Below are 16,551 nucleotides of genomic sequence, written 5' to 3' on the forward strand. Positions count from 1 at the left end.
TTTAAAATACACCAAGAAGACTTAAAGCAAGAATAAGAAGACCCACAACAGCAACTCTTTTTACTGCAATAGGACTAATCCTTTTAGCAATTTTTGGACCTATAAATCCACCTAATATAGCTGCTGGAAACATTATAAGGAAAAAGATTAAATCGAAATTTCCAAATCCGTAATGCCTTGCAGTTCCCATCAGAGTGTTAAAGAAAATTGCAAGAAGAGAACTTCCTACGACAACATACATTGGTAGCCTCATAAACACTGTCATAAGAGGAACCATAAAAGGACCACCACCAAATCCAAACATTGATGACATTATTGCAATAAGAAAAGCGCCTGGTATACCTATGGCTAAATTTGCTTTAAATTCCTGCCCCCAGAATTCTATTTTCATAGTTATTTACCTCCTTCTGATTTTTTCTTTGCTGATTCTTCAGCTCTCTTTTTAAATTCTTTTAAAATTGCCTGCTCTTTCTTATTTTTTTCAAGATACTTTGGAGTTGTCTGCCAGAACATCAATGCTGCAAGTATAATGAGAACCCAACCGAAAAGAAATTTATACTGCTCAAGAGTTATTAATTCTGTAAGTTTTGGCCCTATAAATCCTCCAACTGCCATTGCTAATCCAAGAGTAATTCCAAGTTTCCAGCTTATAAATTTGATTTTTGAATAATTATATATTCCTGTTGCCTGAGAGAAAAGAACTGTTGGCATAACTGAACCAGCTACTACTGTATGAGGCAGACCCAGCATTACAAGAACTGGATTTAAAATAAAACCACCACCAGCACCCATAACAACACCAAATGTGGTAATTGCTAATGTTAGAAGGAATGGCCAGAATATATTCACAGTTCTTCCAGCATTTGGCAAGTAAACATTTGGAAAGGATACAACATTTTCAATTACAACAGGTTCACTTTTTATATCCTTATCAACTTTGGCAACCACGAAATATTTTCCAGGAGCTACATTTGATGGAAGCTCAACTGAAGCTTTAAAAGAGCCATTCTCTTCAATCTTTAGATTGGATGAAAATATAGCTCCAATGCTTCTAAATCTTGCTTTTAACAACTGCATGGACCTACGCTTGTTTTCCTTTTCATCCATTGGCTCAAGCTTTGTGCCTCTTGAACCAATTATGCTTGCCCAGAGAGTTGTCTGGTATCTATCAATTTTGATTTTTGCTGGATAACCATAAACTGTATCAGCACCAGATTTTTTTATAATTTCAGAAACGCTCCACTTCTTACCTTTGGCTTTTTCTTCCTCTAATACAGATTTATACTTTTCTGGAAGAATTAATTTGTAAAAGCCAGGCATCTCATCGGTCATGTAGAAAATATAAGGCCTCTTTCCTGTTTTTGGGTCAGGATCTGAATCAAGCCTTGCAGCTCTCACTGTTTTTTCTGACCATACTTCAATATACACATCTCGTCCTGCTGGTGCTTTACCAGTAATTGTTATCTTACCACCACCTGAAAGCTGGTTTTTGTCAACCTTAATTTCAATCTTTCCCTCTGACAGTGCTTCTGCTGATTTCTGCTCTGCAGGCTTTGTTTCCGCTGCCTTCTGAGCATACCCCACTGTGGAAAAAGATACAATGACAATCAAAATTGTGATAAAGGTTAAAAATTGTTTCATAAGTCTTCCTCCTTAATTTTTTCATCTTGCAATCAAAATTTGTATAATCAACTACTACATCAGCTGGAATGCCTCCAAAAATCACTGTTTGCCCTTTCACCCCCTTTTCTTAAAGAATTTCCTCTGCCACTAAAATTTTTCTATGAATTACCTCCTGAAAAGAGTTTAAAAAAGAGATTAACAAAAAATATGCCACAGATAACTTATTGAAAAATAAGAAACTTAAGTTGAGACAATTGTCCAGAATGGAACAGTTTTGAAGGGCTGCTGTCCCAAATGGAACAGCAGATTAATTTTTTTAACTTAAAACCTTATTTCTTACATATGGCAAAAGACCACCAATTAAAATTAGTTCCTTTTCCTTTGCATTCAGATTTGAATAAACATCAAAGGATTTATTTTTTGTAAGATTTACAACTGTATACCTCTGGTCATTTTTTATAGCCTGAGTTTCAATTTTTAGAATATCTCCTTTTTCAATAGATTCATAGTCTTCCGGATTTGAAAATAACAGTGGCAGAATTCCAAAGTTAATTAGATTTGCCCTGTGAATTCTTGCAAAAGATTTAGCAATAACAGCTTTAATACCAAGATACATTGGTGCAATTGCAGCATGTTCACGAGAAGAGCCCTGTCCGTAGTTTTCACCTCCTACAATAATTCCTCCACCCTTAGTTTTTGCCTCCATTGCTCTTGAATAGAAGGATTCATCAATATTTTTAAAAGTAAACTTTGAAATTTCTGGTATATTTGATCGGTAAGGTAAAACCTGGGAGCCTGCTGGTAAAATATCATCAGTTGTAATGTTGTCTCCAAGTTTGAGTAAAACCTCTGCCTGGATTGTCTCTTCAAGGGGTTCTTTTACTGGAACTTCTTTTATGTTTGGACCTTTGATTATTTTAATATTTCTATCTTTTTTTGGTGTAATTAGCATATTGTCATTTACTGAGAAAACCTCAGGCTCATTGACTTCCTCTAAAGGAATTTCTGCTTCAAATGGATCAACTATCTCGCCTTTGATGGCTGTTAAGGCACAAACTACTGGAGATGCAAGATAAACAAGGGCATCCTTTGTTCCTGATCTTCCTTTAAAGTTTCTGTTATAGGAACGAACAGAGACCTGACCGCTTCCTGGTGCGCCTCCCATTCCAATGCAAGGACCACAGGCAGATTCAAGAATTCTTGCGCCAGCTCTGATCATTGTTTCAATATCACCATTATGAGCAAGCATTTCATAAACCTGTTTAGACCCAGGATTTATAAAAAGAGTCACATCCTCGTGAACTGTTCTTCCTTTGAGAATTGAAGCAACTGTCTTCATCATCTTGTAGGAAGAGTTTGTGCAGGAGCCAATGCATACCTGATGAACCTTTGTTCCTTTGATATTCCTTACAGGCACCACATTGTCAGGACTGTGAGGTTGCGCTATCATTGGTTCAATTTCCGATAAATCAAGCTCTATAATTTCAGAGTATTCAGCATCTTCATCTGCTTCAAGAGGTATCCATTGATGCCGCCTTCCCTGAGCTTTAAGAAATCTGAGAGTATTTTCATCGCTCGGGAAAATGGAGGTGGTTGCACCAAGTTCTGCACCCATGTTTGTTATTGTTGCTCTCTCAGTTACGGAAAGGTCTTTAACACCTGTTCCACCATATTCAAATATTTTCCCTACTCCTCCTTTGACAGAAAGCATTTTTAATAGAGTTAGGATAACATCCATAGCAGTAACATAGGGTCTTCTGAGCTTTCCAAAAAGATTTATACGAACAATTTTGGGCATAGTAAACTCAAAAGGCATTCCTGCCATAACAGAAGCTGCCTCAAGTCCACCAACTCCTATTGCTATCATTCCCATTCCACCACCTGTTGGTGTATGGCTATCTGTGCCAAGAGCAATTAAACCTGGAGCAGCAAATCTTTCAAGATGAACCTGATGACATATACCATTGCCAGGTCTTGAAAAATAAGCACCAAAACGAGCAGCAGCAGTTCTTAAAAATAAATGGTCATCAGCATTCATGAAATTACTCTGAAGCATGTTATGGTCTACATAGGAAACTGCAAGAGGTACTCTTACTCTGTCAAGTCCGATCGCTTCAAATTCAAGCCATGCCATTGTGCCTGTAGCATCCTGAGTGTAAACCTGATCAACTCTTAAGCTAACAAGGCTTCCTTCCTTTAAGTCGCCAGATACAAGATGGGCTTCCATTATTTTTTCCACAATATTTTTTCCCATTGAATCCTCCTTTCATATCACAAATCCTTGAAAGATTTAGTATAATATTATACTTCACAAAAATTCAAAAAGGAGGATGCTGTGCACTTTTTTACTTATCGAAAAGGAGAACTCTTTGCAGAGGATGTGCCTGTTAAGGAATTAGTAAAAGAGTTTGGAACTCCTCTTTATATTTATAGTTATGGCACTTTAATAAGACACATAAGAGCCTATGAAGAAGCCTTTTGCGAAATACCGCACATTATATGCTATGCTGTAAAAGCAAATTCAAACCTTGCAATACTAACTCTTTTCGCTGAACTTGGAATTGGTGCAGATATTGTATCTGGAGGAGAACTTTTCAGGGCATTGAAAGCAGGAATAAAACCTTTTAGAATCGTTTTCGCAGGAGTTGGAAAAACAGAAGAAGAAATTGAGTATGCACTTAAGAATAATATTCTTATGTTCAATGTGGAATCTGAATTAGAGCTTTACAAAATAAACGAGATAGCGAAAAAACTGAAAAAACAGGCAAGAGTTGCCTTAAGAATAAATCCTGATATTGATCCAAAAACACACAAATATATTGCAACAGGATTGAAAACAAGCAAATTCGGAATTCCCATAGCTAAGGCAGTTGAATACTACAAAGTGGCAAAGTCCCTTGAAAATATAAAAATAATCGGAATACATAAACACATTGGCTCACAGATTACAGAAACAGATGCTTATGTGGAGGCTCTGAGGAAACTCCTTGAACTTTATGAAAAACTTGCTCAGGCAGATGTGGATATAGAATATATTGACATTGGCGGTGGTCTCGGAATTACCTATAAAGATGAAGAACCTCCTCATCCAAAAGAGCTTGCAAATGCCTTAATTCCTTTAATTAAAAATCAAAAAGGCAAATTAATAGTTGAACCAGGCAGATCAATTGTTGGAAATGCCGGAATTCTTGTTACAAAAGTTTTATATACAAAACAAACAGATGTGAAAAACTTCATAATAGTTGATGCAGGCATGAATGATCTTATGAGGCCTACTTTATATGGCTCTTATCATGAAATTTTGCCAGTAACCCAGGGAAAAAGACAAAAAATTGTGGCAGATGTTGTTGGTCCAATATGTGAATCAGGCGATTTCCTTGCAAAGGATAGAGAAATTGAGAAAGTCTCTCCAGGGCAATATCTTGCTGTAATGAGTGCTGGTGCTTATGGATTCAGCATGTCATCAAACTACAACAGCAGACCCAGAGCTGCTGAGGTCCTTGTAAAGGGTGAACAGTATGCATTGATAAGAAAGCGTGAAACCTATAAAGATTTAATAAAAAATGAAATCATACCGGAGGATTTGCTCTAATGGGAAAAATTAATTTCGTAAAAATGCATGGACTTGGCAATGACTTTATATTGATTGATTGCCTAAATCAAAATTTACCAGAACCTGAAAAATTTGCAATCCGATACTGTGACAGACGTTTTGGTATTGGTGCTGACCAGCTTTTGCTTTTGTATCCTTCTAAGATTGCGGATTTTAAAATGAGAATTTTTAATGCTGATGGCTCAGAGGTTGAGATGTGCGGAAATGGAATAAGATGTTTTGCAAAGTATATATGGGATAGAAAATTAACAGATAAAGAAATTTTAGAGGTGGAAACACTTGCTGGAATTATTAAACCCAGAAAGATTGGCGAGCTTGTTCAGGTTGATATGGGAGAACCTGAATTCAGTCCTTCAAAAATTCCAGTTGATATAGAAGGTGAAAAGGCTTTTGATTTAATCCTTGAAATCAGTGGATGGCACGCAAGGATAAACTGCATAAGCATGGGGAATCCTCATGCAGTTATATTTCTTGATGAAGAACCAAAATACTTTGCTGTTACAAAATATGGTCCACTGATTGAAAATCATCCAATCTTTCCAAAGAGAACAAATGTAGAATTTGCTTATGTAAAAAATTCGCATGAAATAACAATGCGCGTTTGGGAAAGAGGTGCAGGAGAAACCCTTGCCTGTGGAACAGGAGCCTGTGCTACTGCAGTTGCTGCAATGGTAAAAGGACTTACAGAGAAAAAAGTTACAGTTCATCTGCTTGGTGGAGATTTACTGATTGAATGGGCAGAGGATGGACACATTTATATGACAGGTCCTGCTGAGGAAGTTTTTGAAGGAACTGTCAAAGTTCCACAAATTGGCTGATAATCGCAGAGTCTGCATTTACTCTTGAAATCAAAAGCTGGTAAAAAGGGAATATCTTTATCCTTTATCTCATTAATCAGTTTTTCTATCACAGTTGATACAATTTTTAGGCATTCTTTTCTGTCATTTTGATTTAAAGGATCAAATCTCATTGTATCATCAATGAGCAAAGCTTTTCCCAGCAGAAAGTAACAACCTTTCAAATCAAAAACATTGAGTTTGTGTTTTTTTGCATACAGCAGAATATAAAGAGGAATTTGAAGACTGCCAATGTATTTGTGCCAGCTTTCTCTATCAGCTATATCAAGTTTATCAAATTTTATTTTGTAATGCTGCTCAGTTCCTGATATCTTGTAATCCACAATACTGATAGACTCATCTATGCTTTCAACTAAGTCTATTCTATAATTAAAATTTACATTAAAAATACGCTCTTCTATGAGTTCTTCCACTTCAAGAATTTTTAACCGATGATTTTTACTCAATTTTTTGTAATACTCTATTAATTGAAAAAGCCTTTGAAGTATCTGAAGTTTTATTAAATAAGCTCTACCTGTTATTTTACTGCCATACTTTTTTAAAAATATATCCCTGACAATAAATTCTATATCATTTCCAAAATCATCAGGATTGAGTTTTTTATTTTTTCTTAACTTGAAATATTCTTTCAATGATTCATGAACAATCGTGCCAATATCAGAGTGTTCAAGTTCAGCGGAAAGCTCTTTTTTCTTTTTTAATTTCAACACATAGGAATAATAAAATTTCAATCCACAGTCAAGATAATCATCAATTGCAGAAGGTGAAAAACATAGATTATTTATAACTTCCATTGTTTCCTCTGATTTATAAATTTCAGCAGGTTTTCTTGTTGTTAGATTTACTGCCCAAGAAAGCGACTTTACAGATATATCAATTCTCCGAGATATGCTTTTTTCTGCCTCCCATATAATTTTTTCAATAAATCTGGATCTCTCATTTCTATCATTTTTTATGTAGCAAAGATGAACCTCTTCAGCACCATCTATTAAAAGTGAAAAATAGTAATAAATAAGTTTTTCTCTATCATGATAAGTAGGCAAACCAAGAATCTTTTTTACTTTATAAGGCATCAAATAATCTTCTGAAAGCGGAGGGAAAATCCCCTCATTTAAATCAAGAAATATAATTTTTTTAAATTTAATGTTTCTAGTCTCAAGAAACCCCAGTATCTGTAAGCCTTTAAGAGGTGTACCGGGAAGGGGAACATTTCCAAACATAATAAGATTTTTAAAAAAGTTGAAATATGACGCTAAATGCTCAAATTGAAAATTCTTTATCAAAGAGTTGAGAATTTTATCAAATTGAGCGATAAAAGCCTCAACATAGGGATAAAATAAAGGATGAAATCTTGCTGTAGTTTTCTCATAAACAAAAATAAGCACATCTCTACAGTTCTTTATAAATTCTTCAATATTTTTAACGGATGTAAACTTTTTTATTGTGTTGTTATGAATCATTTCAATGTGATGTCTTATATCATCTACTGTAAGATTGAAATCCTTTAAGTTTGAAGCTACTGCTACTGGTATTTCTTTCTCAATCCATTCAAGCTCAACAAAGGTAATTTCTTTAGATATTAACAAATTCTCCATTTCATGAAAAATAATTCTGCTCAATTCAGCACTGTTTTTAATAAGAACATTTTTTGTATATGGATGAAGTATAAATTTCAGATACAAAGGAGTATAAAACTGATTATTATTTTCAATGGAATTTACAACTTCAAAGAGATTAATAAAAAATCCATAAATTGGGGTTCTGTTCAGTGGATAGCCCATTGATATGTTATAATTTTCCTCCTTCAAAAAGGGGATACCCTGTCTTAAAAGAGGAAAAAGTGTGTCAGATTTTGGTAGAACTATAACTGTTTTTTCATCAATCGCTGATTTTTCCATAATTCTACCCACTACCTTTACCTCTGCATGCGTATCAGGGCAACTGTAAAGATTTATTTTACTGAAAAGTTTTTCATTAAATTCAGGTTCTTTCTGAAAAATAAAATAAAAGTTTTTGCTCTTAGATAGCTTTTCAAGAATTCTTTTTTCAGAGGCTGTAAAAGCAAAAAAACCAGCATAAATCAAATTTTTAAATTCCAGATCTTGCAAATTCACAGAATCAGCCACTTTTCTATATCTTAATGCTCTGGTTGACAGATTCTTTCGGATCAATTCTTCATAAAAATTCTCATAAACCACTGAAAGAAATCTTAATTTTTCCTGGGATTTTATCGGAATATCAATTAGAGTCTCCACTTCTTTAAGCTTATTTATATGAATTTCTTCAATGTAAAGTTCTTCAAAAAGGTTAAAAAGTTTGAAACCAAAGGAGATAAAGTTATCAAACTTTTTAAAAAAAGGACTCAATAAATTGTGTTTTAAACATATTTCATAGATGATGCCAACAGCTTCAATTGTTTCAATTGGAGAAGCATTACTCGTTTTTCTAAATAACAATTCTACAAACTCATCTGCTGAAAAAACCTTAGGTGGAATAAAGGACTGTCTTATTTTTTGAGCAAGAACTTTTTTTAAATAATGTGATGGTCTTTTCCCTGGAAAAACAATAAAATTTGCAGAATAATCATATCCATCACTATAAATAATATCTACGATTTTTTGAATTATGTCTTCAGCGCTATCAATTGCAATAATCTGTTCCTCTTTTAGAAAATTCAATTTATCTATCAATTTTTTTCACCTCTCGTAAATCAAGATAGTAAAGGTATCCATTAACTCTTTTATCTTTAAAAACCTCTGATAATAATGTCATATAAAGCTTAATCTGCGAGAAATGCTCATCCTGTGGATAGCCTGTTTTGTAGTCAATTACAGTAACTGAGTCTTTATCAACAACAACTCTATCAATTCTGTGGACAATGCCTTCTTTATCTATAATTTCAAATTCATTAAGAATTTTTTCATACCCTCGTTTAAAAAATCTTCCCATATCAGGATGATTGATCATATCAATTATCAATGGTTTTATTTGAGAGGCTAAAAAATTTGTATGGCAGTATTTATTTAACATTTCTATCTGAGACTCTATCTTTTCCAGAACTCCTTCTTCAAAGTATTCAATCTGTTCAAGAATAAAGTGCATAAAATCTCCTCTCTTCTTTTCTGCAAAATGCATTATTTCATCGGGAACCGAGAAATCAAAGGATACAGGATAATGATAGGCATTGATTACTGAAGATTCTGTTAATGGTAATAATTTATTTTTAGCTGATTTATGCCCTATCTTGCTGTTATAGTATTCTGATAGAATATCAAAAGGTAGTTTGTCTTGTTTGTCAGTTCTGCATAAAATATATAATTCATCCTCTGCTCTGGTAAAAGCAACATAAAGGGTATTTAGTAAATCTGCAATTTCTGATTTTTCTTCTTCTTTTTTTATTTGCTTTAACCATTCATTTTTTTCAGCCATCTGGTTCGTAATCTTTAAAATATGAACTCCCTGTTCAACTTCATGAAAAATATATTTATTTTTTGGTTTTCCATCGTTTTCTAAATAAACAAAAACTATCGGGAATCCTAATCCTTTTGCTTTATGAATAGTCATAACCTGTATGGCATCTATATCAGCTGGAGTTGCTATATTCCATATGTTATCATCCGCGGGACTATCAAAAAATTCTATTATTTCTTTAATATTGTTATATCCTTTTTCTTCAAAGTTCTTAACCAGATCAAGTAATTTAAGAAATGTTGCTTCTTCATCAGGCAGAGTTTCAAATACCCTAAAATTATTTAATGCTACTGAGAGCAAATCATAAACAGGTAAATATCCTGAAAGTTTAAAAAGTTGCTTAAAATATTTTTCCCATAGTTGTGGAAATTCTTTCTCAAAATGTTTATAAAGCGCTGCTTCATCCCTGTATTTAAGAAGAAATTCATCGGGCTGGAAGTTTATTGCTTCTATTTTTACTATATTTCTGAATATATCACCAAGTAAGAAACTGCAAAAGGAAAAATCATCTAAGGGAGAATCAAGGAATTGTAAAAGACTTAAAATCTCTGATGTAACTTTTCTTTTTCTCACATCAAGGCTGCTGTAAGATATAAAAGGCAACTGCAAATCATTTAACCATTGAGTGATAGTTACAACCTGCTCATTTTTGAATGCAAGTATTGCTATATCTTTCAAAAGATAACCTCTTTGAGTAATATTATTTACACACTCTAAAAGATATTTTTTTATTTCAAAATCCTCTTCTTCATTCTCACTGAAAGCTTTTACTTCCACATAACCTTCTTGAGAATTTTCTGCTGCAGTTTGATAGCACTCATGAAATCCTGTAAACTTAGCAGGTTCAGCATAAACTTTATGAGTTAAAACTTTTTCCGTGAAAATTTTGACTACAAAATCAACAATTGTCCTCTTGCTTCTGTAATTTTTATCAAGAGTTTTAATTATTTTGTATGCTGAAGGAAATATATCTTTTTCTTCCAGCTCTTTCATTATCTTGTAATCAGCTCCACGAAAAGTATAAATTGCCTGTTTTGTATCTCCAACAACAAAAAGACTCCCCTTTTCAGCAAGTGTGTTTTCAATTAAAAACTTTAAATTATTCCACTGAAGTGGAGATGTATCCTGATATTCATCAATAAAAAAATGATGTATTTTTTCGCCTAACCTGAAGTATATGTCTGGAACAATTGAGTTATTCAGATACTCTGAAAGAATTTTATTAATATCTTCAATGAAAATTTTACATTCCTTTTGTTTTATCTGATTTAATAAAGTTTTGAAACTCTGATAAACTTCAAGATAGGGTAGGTAAAAAGTTAATGCATAATAAAAAGCATATTTTTTTAGTTCTTCGAGAAATTCATTCCATAAATTCAAAAATTTTTCGTATTTTTCCAGTAAACTCTGCTTTTTAGGTTTATTTATCGGTGGCCTTTTTAGTCCTCTTGTTAAAAGTTCTCTAAAATTTTTGGTTTCAATGATCTTATTGAAATCTTCAAGAATCCTCGTTGAACGATTTATTTCAAACCCTGATGAACTGATTTCTTTTTGAAGAACCTGCATCGTCTTTTCAAGCTTTGCCTCAATTTCTTCCTTTAGTTTTTTGTATTTATCAATAACTATAAATTCTTTATGAGTGTTATGAATTTTAATATGTAATCCCTTAATTTCATCAAAAATTCTTTCTGATGGATTCCAGAGATATGTGTTACTGTTTGAACTTATAATCTCTATAATGTTTTTAAAAAACTCAGTTTTTACAAAATTCTCTTGCACATCTTTTAAAAACAGATCATAACTTAACTGAAGAAGAGATTCGTTGTTCATGAGAATCTCAAAATCAGGATTGTAATCAAAATCAAGAGCAGAAGCCTTAAAAATTGAAGTCATAAAACTATCAATTGTCTTTACCTGAAAATCTGAATAATTATTGAGTATCTCATCAAGTATTTGGCAGGCTTTAACTGAAAGCTCATCATGGGACAAATTAAGAATTTTTGAAAATCTATTTAAAGCACTTTCTTCTTTATAGTATAAACTCTTAAGCCAGTCTATTATTCTTGATTTCATCTCAAAGGCAGCATTATTAGAAAAGGTTATAGCAAGAATATTTCGTAATGAATTATTAGGAATGTTATCGGAAAGTAAAAAATATACAAACCTTTCAGTAAGGGCTGTCGTTTTTCCAGAACCAGCAGAAGCCTTCAGAATAACATAATGGGGTAACTGAGTTACCATTCAAAACTCTGAACTATAATAATCCCTTTTTCCTTTGCCTTTTTCTGAAATCCTTTAGTAGCATAATGAGTTATTAATACTCTTACAACATCAACTTTTCCATACTCATCCTGCACTGCTTTAACTTTTTCTTCAAGTTCGTTAAAAACCTTTTCGATACTTTGTTCTTTTCTTTCATCAAGCCTTAATTTTGATTCACCAACTATAAAAACTTCTTTACCATTTTTTCTTGCCTTGCCAAATATGTTTATTTCTTTACCTCCAATTTCTGCCCTTATGAGTTTCTCTTTAATTTCAATTCCATAATTTTCCTTTAAAAATTTTGGTAACATTCTATAAGATTCATTTTCAAAGGCATAACTCATTGTAAGACTAAGTCCACCAACTTCTTTCCTTAATTGTGTTAAGCCTTTTGCCAAAATTGCAACTTCCTCTTCTGTTCTTTTCTGTGCTTCTGCAAGCTCCTCTAATCTTTGCTCTGTCCTCTTCTGCGCTTCTGCAAGCTCCTTTTGAGTGTGTGCAAGCTCTCTTACTATCTCTTTGAGTTCATTAAAATCACTTACTTTTACTGTTTCATTTACAATATCAACCACTTCAAAAAGAACAGAAGCTTGCTTGACTGGAAAGACCTTTTTTATTTTATCCTTTATGTTAGAGATAGTAGCCATAGTTTATTATACGTTTTATACTGTAGCTCTTATCAACTCTCCTCCTTTTTCTTTTAGTTTTGCATGAGCAGCAGCAAGCTTTGCTATTGGAACCCTATATGGAGAGCAGCTCACATAATCAAGTCCAATTTTATGGCAAAACTCTATTGATTTTGGATCTCCACCGTGCTCACCACATATTCCAAGTTTAAGATTTTTATTTACTTTTCTTCCTTTTTTAACTGCTATTTCCATGATCTGCCCTACCCCTTCAGTATCAATTGATATAAATGGATCCTCTTCAATTATTTTGTGGTCAATGTAAAATGGTAAAAACTTTCCTGCATCATCTCTTGAGAGTCCATACACAGATTGAGTTAAATCATTTGTTCCAAATGAGAAAAATTCTGCTTCCTGAGCAATCTGATCTGCTGTTATTGCAGCACGTGCAAGCTCTATCATTGTGCCAACTTTGTAATCAATTTTCACTTTATACTGTTTCGTGATATCTTCAGCTGTTTTAACAGTTAAATCTTTCATTATTTTTAATTCATTTACATGGGCAACAAGAGGAATCATTATCTCTGGAATAACCTTAATCTTTTTCTTTGCCAGTTCACAGGCTGCTTCCATAATGGCTCTTACCTGCATCTCATAAACCTCTGGATAGGTTATTCCAAGACGACAGCCTCTATGACCGAGCATTGGATTAAACTCTTCAAGAGCTTTAATTTTACTCTTAATTTTCTTGACCGAGACTTCCATTTCTTTTGAGAGAATCTCTATTTCTTCATCTGTTTTTGGTAAAAATTCATGAAGTGGAGGATCAAGCAGCCTTATGGTAACTGGCAATCCTTTCATTTCTTTAAATATACCAATAAAATCTTCTTTCTGATATGGTTTAATTTTTTCAAGAGCTTTTCGTCTTTGTTCAACTGAATCTGAAAGAATCATCTCTCTGAATGCCTTAATTCTTTCTTGATCAAAGAACATATGCTCAGTTCTGCAAAGACCAATTCCTGCTGCACCAAAATCTCTTGCAACACGAGCATCCTTTGGAGTATCAGCATTTGCTCTTACCTGAAGTTTGCTGAATTCTTCAGCCCACTGCATTATTGTATAAAACTCCTCTGGAAGTGCAGGCATAACAAGAGGAGCCTCACCGAGAATAACTTCTCCTGTAGTTCCATTTAATGTAATAGAGTCTCCTTGTCTTACTGTAATGTCACCAACAGTAAAATATTTATCCTCTTCATGAATATTTATTGCGCCACATCCTACAACACAGCATTTACCCATTCCTCTTCCAACAACTGCAGCATGAGAAGTCATTCCTCCTCGAGCTGTAAGAATTCCTTGAGCAACTGCCATTCCACCAATGTCCTCAGGAGATGTTTCATTTCTTACAAGAATAACTTTTTGTCCTTTTGCTGCCCATTCTTCAGCATCCTGAGCAGAAAATACAACTTTACCAACAGCTGCACCTGGACTTGCGGGAAGCCCTTTTGCAATTACTTTAACTTTTGCCTTAGGATCAATAGTGGGATGAAGAAGTTGATTGAGCTGTTCTGGTTCTATTCTTAAAAGAGCAGTTTTTTTATCAATCAATTTTTCCTTTACCATGTCAACAGCAATCTTTATTGCAGCTCTGGCTGTTCTTTTGCCTACTCTTGTTTGAAGCATATAAAGTTTGCCTTCTTGAATTGTAAATTCTATATCAAGCATGTCTTTGTAATGTCTTTCAAGTTTATTACATATTTTTTCAAGTTGAGAATATATCTTGGGCATCCTTTTCTTCAATTCTTCAATCTTTAAAGGTGTTCTGATTCCTGCTACAACATCCTCGCCCTGCGCATTTGGTAAAAACTCTGCAAAAAATCTTTTCTCTCCAGTTGATGGATCTCTTGTAAATCCCACACCTGTTCCAGAGTTTTCACCCATATTTCCAAATACCATCGCAACAATGTTACATGCAGTACCAAGATCATCGGGTATTCCATGAAGCCTTCTGTATGTTACTGCTCGGTCTCCATACCAGGAGTCAAACACTGCTTTGATTGCCATTTTAAGCTGTTCATAGGGATCTCGAGGAAAATCATGTCCTGTTTCTTTTTTATAAAGCTCTTTATATTTTTTAACGAGGAGTTTAAAGTCTTTTGCATCAAGTTCTGTATCTAAGTTTACTCCTTTTTTCTTCTTTACTTCATCCAATAAATCTTCAAATTTTTTTCTATCTATATCAGTAACAATGCTTCCAAACATTGTAATAAATCTTCTGTATGTATCATAGGCAAATCTCTCATTTTTTGTTTTATCTATTAATCCTTGTAAGGTGTCATCATTTAATCCAAGATTTAAAACAGTGTCCATCATTCCAGGCATAGAAAACTTTGCACCTGACCTTACTGAAACAAGCAAAGGATTTTTTGAGTCTCCAAACTTACAACCCATTGATCTTTCAACTTTTTTAAGATTGTTTAAAACTTCATCCCACATTCCTTTCGGAAAATTTTTGCCCAGTTTAAAATACTCTCTACAAGCCTCCGTAGTAATAGTAAATCCTGAAGGAACAGGAATTCCAAGATTGGTCATTTCAGCAAGTCCTGCACCTTTTCCTCCAAGAAGATCTTTCATCTGTCCTGTGCCTTCTGCTTTTCCATCACCAAAGTAGTAAACATACTTTTTCTTAAGTGGTGCTTTTTTAGTGTTTGATGCTACCTTAACAGCTTTCTTTTGATTTTTAGATTTAGATGCCATATTACAGGCTCCTCCTGACGATAAAATTATTTAATTACAGCTGTTTATATTAATATGAGACAGTAGTTTTTTTCAAGAAATTGACTTGACTTTTCAACTTAACTGCCTTCAAACTAAGCTTCATGGAGAAGATTTATGTTAAACCATCTAAAAGATATGGACGACTTTGGATTTACAAAAATGAAATAGTCTCTGATGTATCTGAGCTTTCTCCTGGAACTTTAGTGAGAGTGTATGAATTAAAAACAAATAAAATTATTGGAACAGGATATATAAATCCAGAATCTACAATTTCTGTAAGACTTCTCAGTTTTAAAGAAGAAACAATTGATAATGAATTTTTCAAACTTAGAATTCTACAAAGCAAACGATATAGGGAAGAATTTTTGGGATTTGGAGAAACCTACAGAGTGATTTTCAGTGAATCAGATTTTCTTCCGGGATTGATTGTTGATAAATATAACAAATGCCTGGTAATTCAGATATTGACTGCAGGAATGGAAAAGTTTAAAGAAATTATAATTAAAATACTCGATGAAGTTTTTTGTCCAGAAATAATAATTCTAAAAAATGATTCCCCATCAAGATTGAAGGAAGGACTCCCGATTGAAAAACAAATAATTAAAGGAGAATTAAAAAAACTTCCCATGATCACCGAGGATAATGTTAATTTTTTATTTGATCCTCTTCATGGACAGAAAACAGGTTTTTTCCTTGACCAGAGAGAAAACAGAATTTTTCTAAAAAAACTGATTACATCCGGCACAGGACTTGACCTTTTCTGTTATGTTGGCGCATGGAGTATACATATTGCTCAGAATGGAGCAATGGTTATAGGAGTTGACAACTCTCAAAATGCAATAGATTTAGCTAAAGAAAACGCAAAGATAAATAATGTTACTGAAAAATGCAAATTTGTTAAAGCTGATGTATTTGACTACCTAAAATGGGAGATAAAGAAAAATAAAAAATACGATTTTATAGTGGTTGATCCTCCAGCCTTTGTAAAATCAAGGGCTGAGAAAACAGATGCTATTGAAGGCTATATAAATCTAAACACATTAGCATTAAAACTATTAAAAAAAGATGGTGTAATCGCTACATCTTCATGTTCTCATCACATTTCTGAATACGAATTCTATGAAATCATTAAAGAAGCTTTTTTAAAAAATAAAAAATCAGGAAAAATAATTTACAAGGGGACACAAAGCAAAGACCATCCAATTCTGCTTAGTATGCCAGAAACAGCATATTTAAAGTGCTTCATCATTAAAGTACCTTATTGCCTCACATAAAAATCTATTCAAAAGGAGTTTTTACCTTTTTCTTGACACCGTGTTGT

At 33.4% G+C, this 16,551-nt stretch carries 10 protein-coding genes; 3 read left to right on the forward strand and 7 right to left on the reverse strand.

Features of this window, described 5'->3' with window-relative positions:
- Position 1: 1 nt before the first annotated feature.
- The 3 genes from ACP5O9_RS03325 to ACP5O9_RS03335 all read right to left on the reverse strand — a co-directional run bounded on the left by ACP5O9_RS03325 (position 2) and on the right by ACP5O9_RS03335 (position 3,877).
- Positions 2–391, reverse strand: a complete 390-nt coding sequence (locus ACP5O9_RS03325) for a sulfite exporter TauE/SafE family protein (RefSeq protein ID WP_424904529.1) — start codon at positions 389–391, stop codon at positions 2–4.
- Between the two features lie 2 nt (positions 392–393).
- Positions 394–1,641, reverse strand: coding sequence for a sulfite exporter TauE/SafE family protein (locus ACP5O9_RS03330; protein ID WP_428723427.1), 1,248 nt, complete (start codon positions 1,639–1,641; stop codon positions 394–396).
- Positions 1,642–1,939: 298 nt separating this feature from the next.
- Positions 1,940–3,877, reverse strand: a complete 1,938-nt coding sequence (locus ACP5O9_RS03335; RefSeq protein WP_353685355.1) for an aconitate hydratase — start codon at positions 3,875–3,877, stop codon at positions 1,940–1,942.
- 81 nt (positions 3,878–3,958) lie between these two features.
- Here ACP5O9_RS03335 and lysA point away from each other — a divergent pair, with 81 nt between their 5' ends.
- Both lysA and dapF read left to right on the forward strand, forming a co-directional pair.
- Positions 3,959–5,215 carry a diaminopimelate decarboxylase gene (gene lysA / locus ACP5O9_RS03340; RefSeq protein ID WP_424904526.1) on the forward strand — a complete coding sequence of 419 codons (1,257 nt, stop codon included), beginning with the start codon at positions 3,959–3,961 and terminating at the stop codon, positions 5,213–5,215.
- 8 nt (positions 5,216–5,223) lie between these two features.
- Positions 5,224–6,054 carry a diaminopimelate epimerase gene (gene dapF, locus ACP5O9_RS03345; RefSeq protein WP_428723432.1) on the forward strand — a complete coding sequence of 277 codons (831 nt, stop codon included), beginning with the start codon at positions 5,224–5,226 and terminating at the stop codon, positions 6,052–6,054.
- Here dapF and ACP5O9_RS03350 read toward each other — a convergent pair.
- Genes ACP5O9_RS03350 through ppdK form a run of 4 tightly spaced genes read right to left on the reverse strand, consistent with a single transcriptional unit; the run spans position 5,991 to position 15,209 of the window.
- The gene (locus ACP5O9_RS03350) at positions 5,991–8,783 is read right to left on the reverse strand and encodes a PD-(D/E)XK nuclease family protein (protein WP_428723428.1); all 2,793 of its coding nucleotides are present in this window, start codon (positions 8,781–8,783) and stop codon (positions 5,991–5,993) included. The genes dapF and ACP5O9_RS03350 overlap by 64 nt on opposite strands.
- Entirely contained in the window at positions 8,773–11,805 is a 3,033-nt protein-coding gene (locus ACP5O9_RS03355; protein ID WP_428723429.1) for a UvrD-helicase domain-containing protein, read from the reverse strand. The genes ACP5O9_RS03350 and ACP5O9_RS03355 overlap by 11 nt, the downstream gene beginning before the upstream one ends.
- Positions 11,799–12,473 (reverse strand): hypothetical protein, encoded by a 675-nt coding sequence (locus ACP5O9_RS03360; RefSeq protein WP_428723430.1) that lies wholly within the window; start codon positions 12,471–12,473, stop codon positions 11,799–11,801. The genes ACP5O9_RS03355 and ACP5O9_RS03360 overlap by 7 nt, the downstream gene beginning before the upstream one ends.
- A 15-nt stretch (positions 12,474–12,488) precedes the next feature.
- Complete coding sequence (gene ppdK / locus ACP5O9_RS03365; RefSeq protein ID WP_428723431.1) at positions 12,489–15,209, reverse strand: pyruvate, phosphate dikinase; 2,721 nt, start codon at positions 15,207–15,209, stop codon at positions 12,489–12,491.
- A 122-nt stretch (positions 15,210–15,331) separates the two neighbouring features.
- Here ppdK and ACP5O9_RS03370 point away from each other — a divergent pair, with 122 nt between their 5' ends.
- The gene (locus ACP5O9_RS03370; RefSeq protein WP_353685361.1) at positions 15,332–16,504 is read left to right on the forward strand and encodes a class I SAM-dependent rRNA methyltransferase; all 1,173 of its coding nucleotides are present in this window, start codon (positions 15,332–15,334) and stop codon (positions 16,502–16,504) included.
- Positions 16,505–16,551 lie beyond the last annotated feature (47 nt).

The sequence above is a fragment of the Thermodesulfovibrio sp. genome (assembly GCF_049969575.1).
Taxonomy (GTDB): domain Bacteria; phylum Nitrospirota; class Thermodesulfovibrionia; order Thermodesulfovibrionales; family Thermodesulfovibrionaceae; genus Thermodesulfovibrio; species Thermodesulfovibrio obliviosus.

Coding starts and splice junctions, on each gene's coding strand:
- ACP5O9_RS03325 (WP_424904529.1), bottom strand. CDS start 391: ATGAAAATAGAATTCTGGGGGCAGGAATTTAAAGCAAATTTAGCCATA.
- ACP5O9_RS03330 (WP_428723427.1), bottom strand. CDS start 1,641: ATGAAACAATTTTTAACCTTTATCACAATTTTGATTGTCATTGTATCT.
- ACP5O9_RS03335 (WP_353685355.1), bottom strand. CDS start 3,877: ATGGGAAAAAATATTGTGGAAAAAATAATGGAAGCCCATCTTGTATCT.
- ACP5O9_RS03355 (WP_428723429.1), bottom strand. CDS start 11,805: ATGGTAACTCAGTTACCCCATTATGTTATTCTGAAGGCTTCTGCTGGT.
- ACP5O9_RS03360 (WP_428723430.1), bottom strand. CDS start 12,473: ATGGCTACTATCTCTAACATAAAGGATAAAATAAAAAAGGTCTTTCCA.
- ppdK (WP_428723431.1), bottom strand. CDS start 15,209: ATGGCATCTAAATCTAAAAATCAAAAGAAAGCTGTTAAGGTAGCATCA.
- ACP5O9_RS03370 (WP_353685361.1), top strand. CDS start 15,332: ATGGAGAAGATTTATGTTAAACCATCTAAAAGATATGGACGACTTTGG.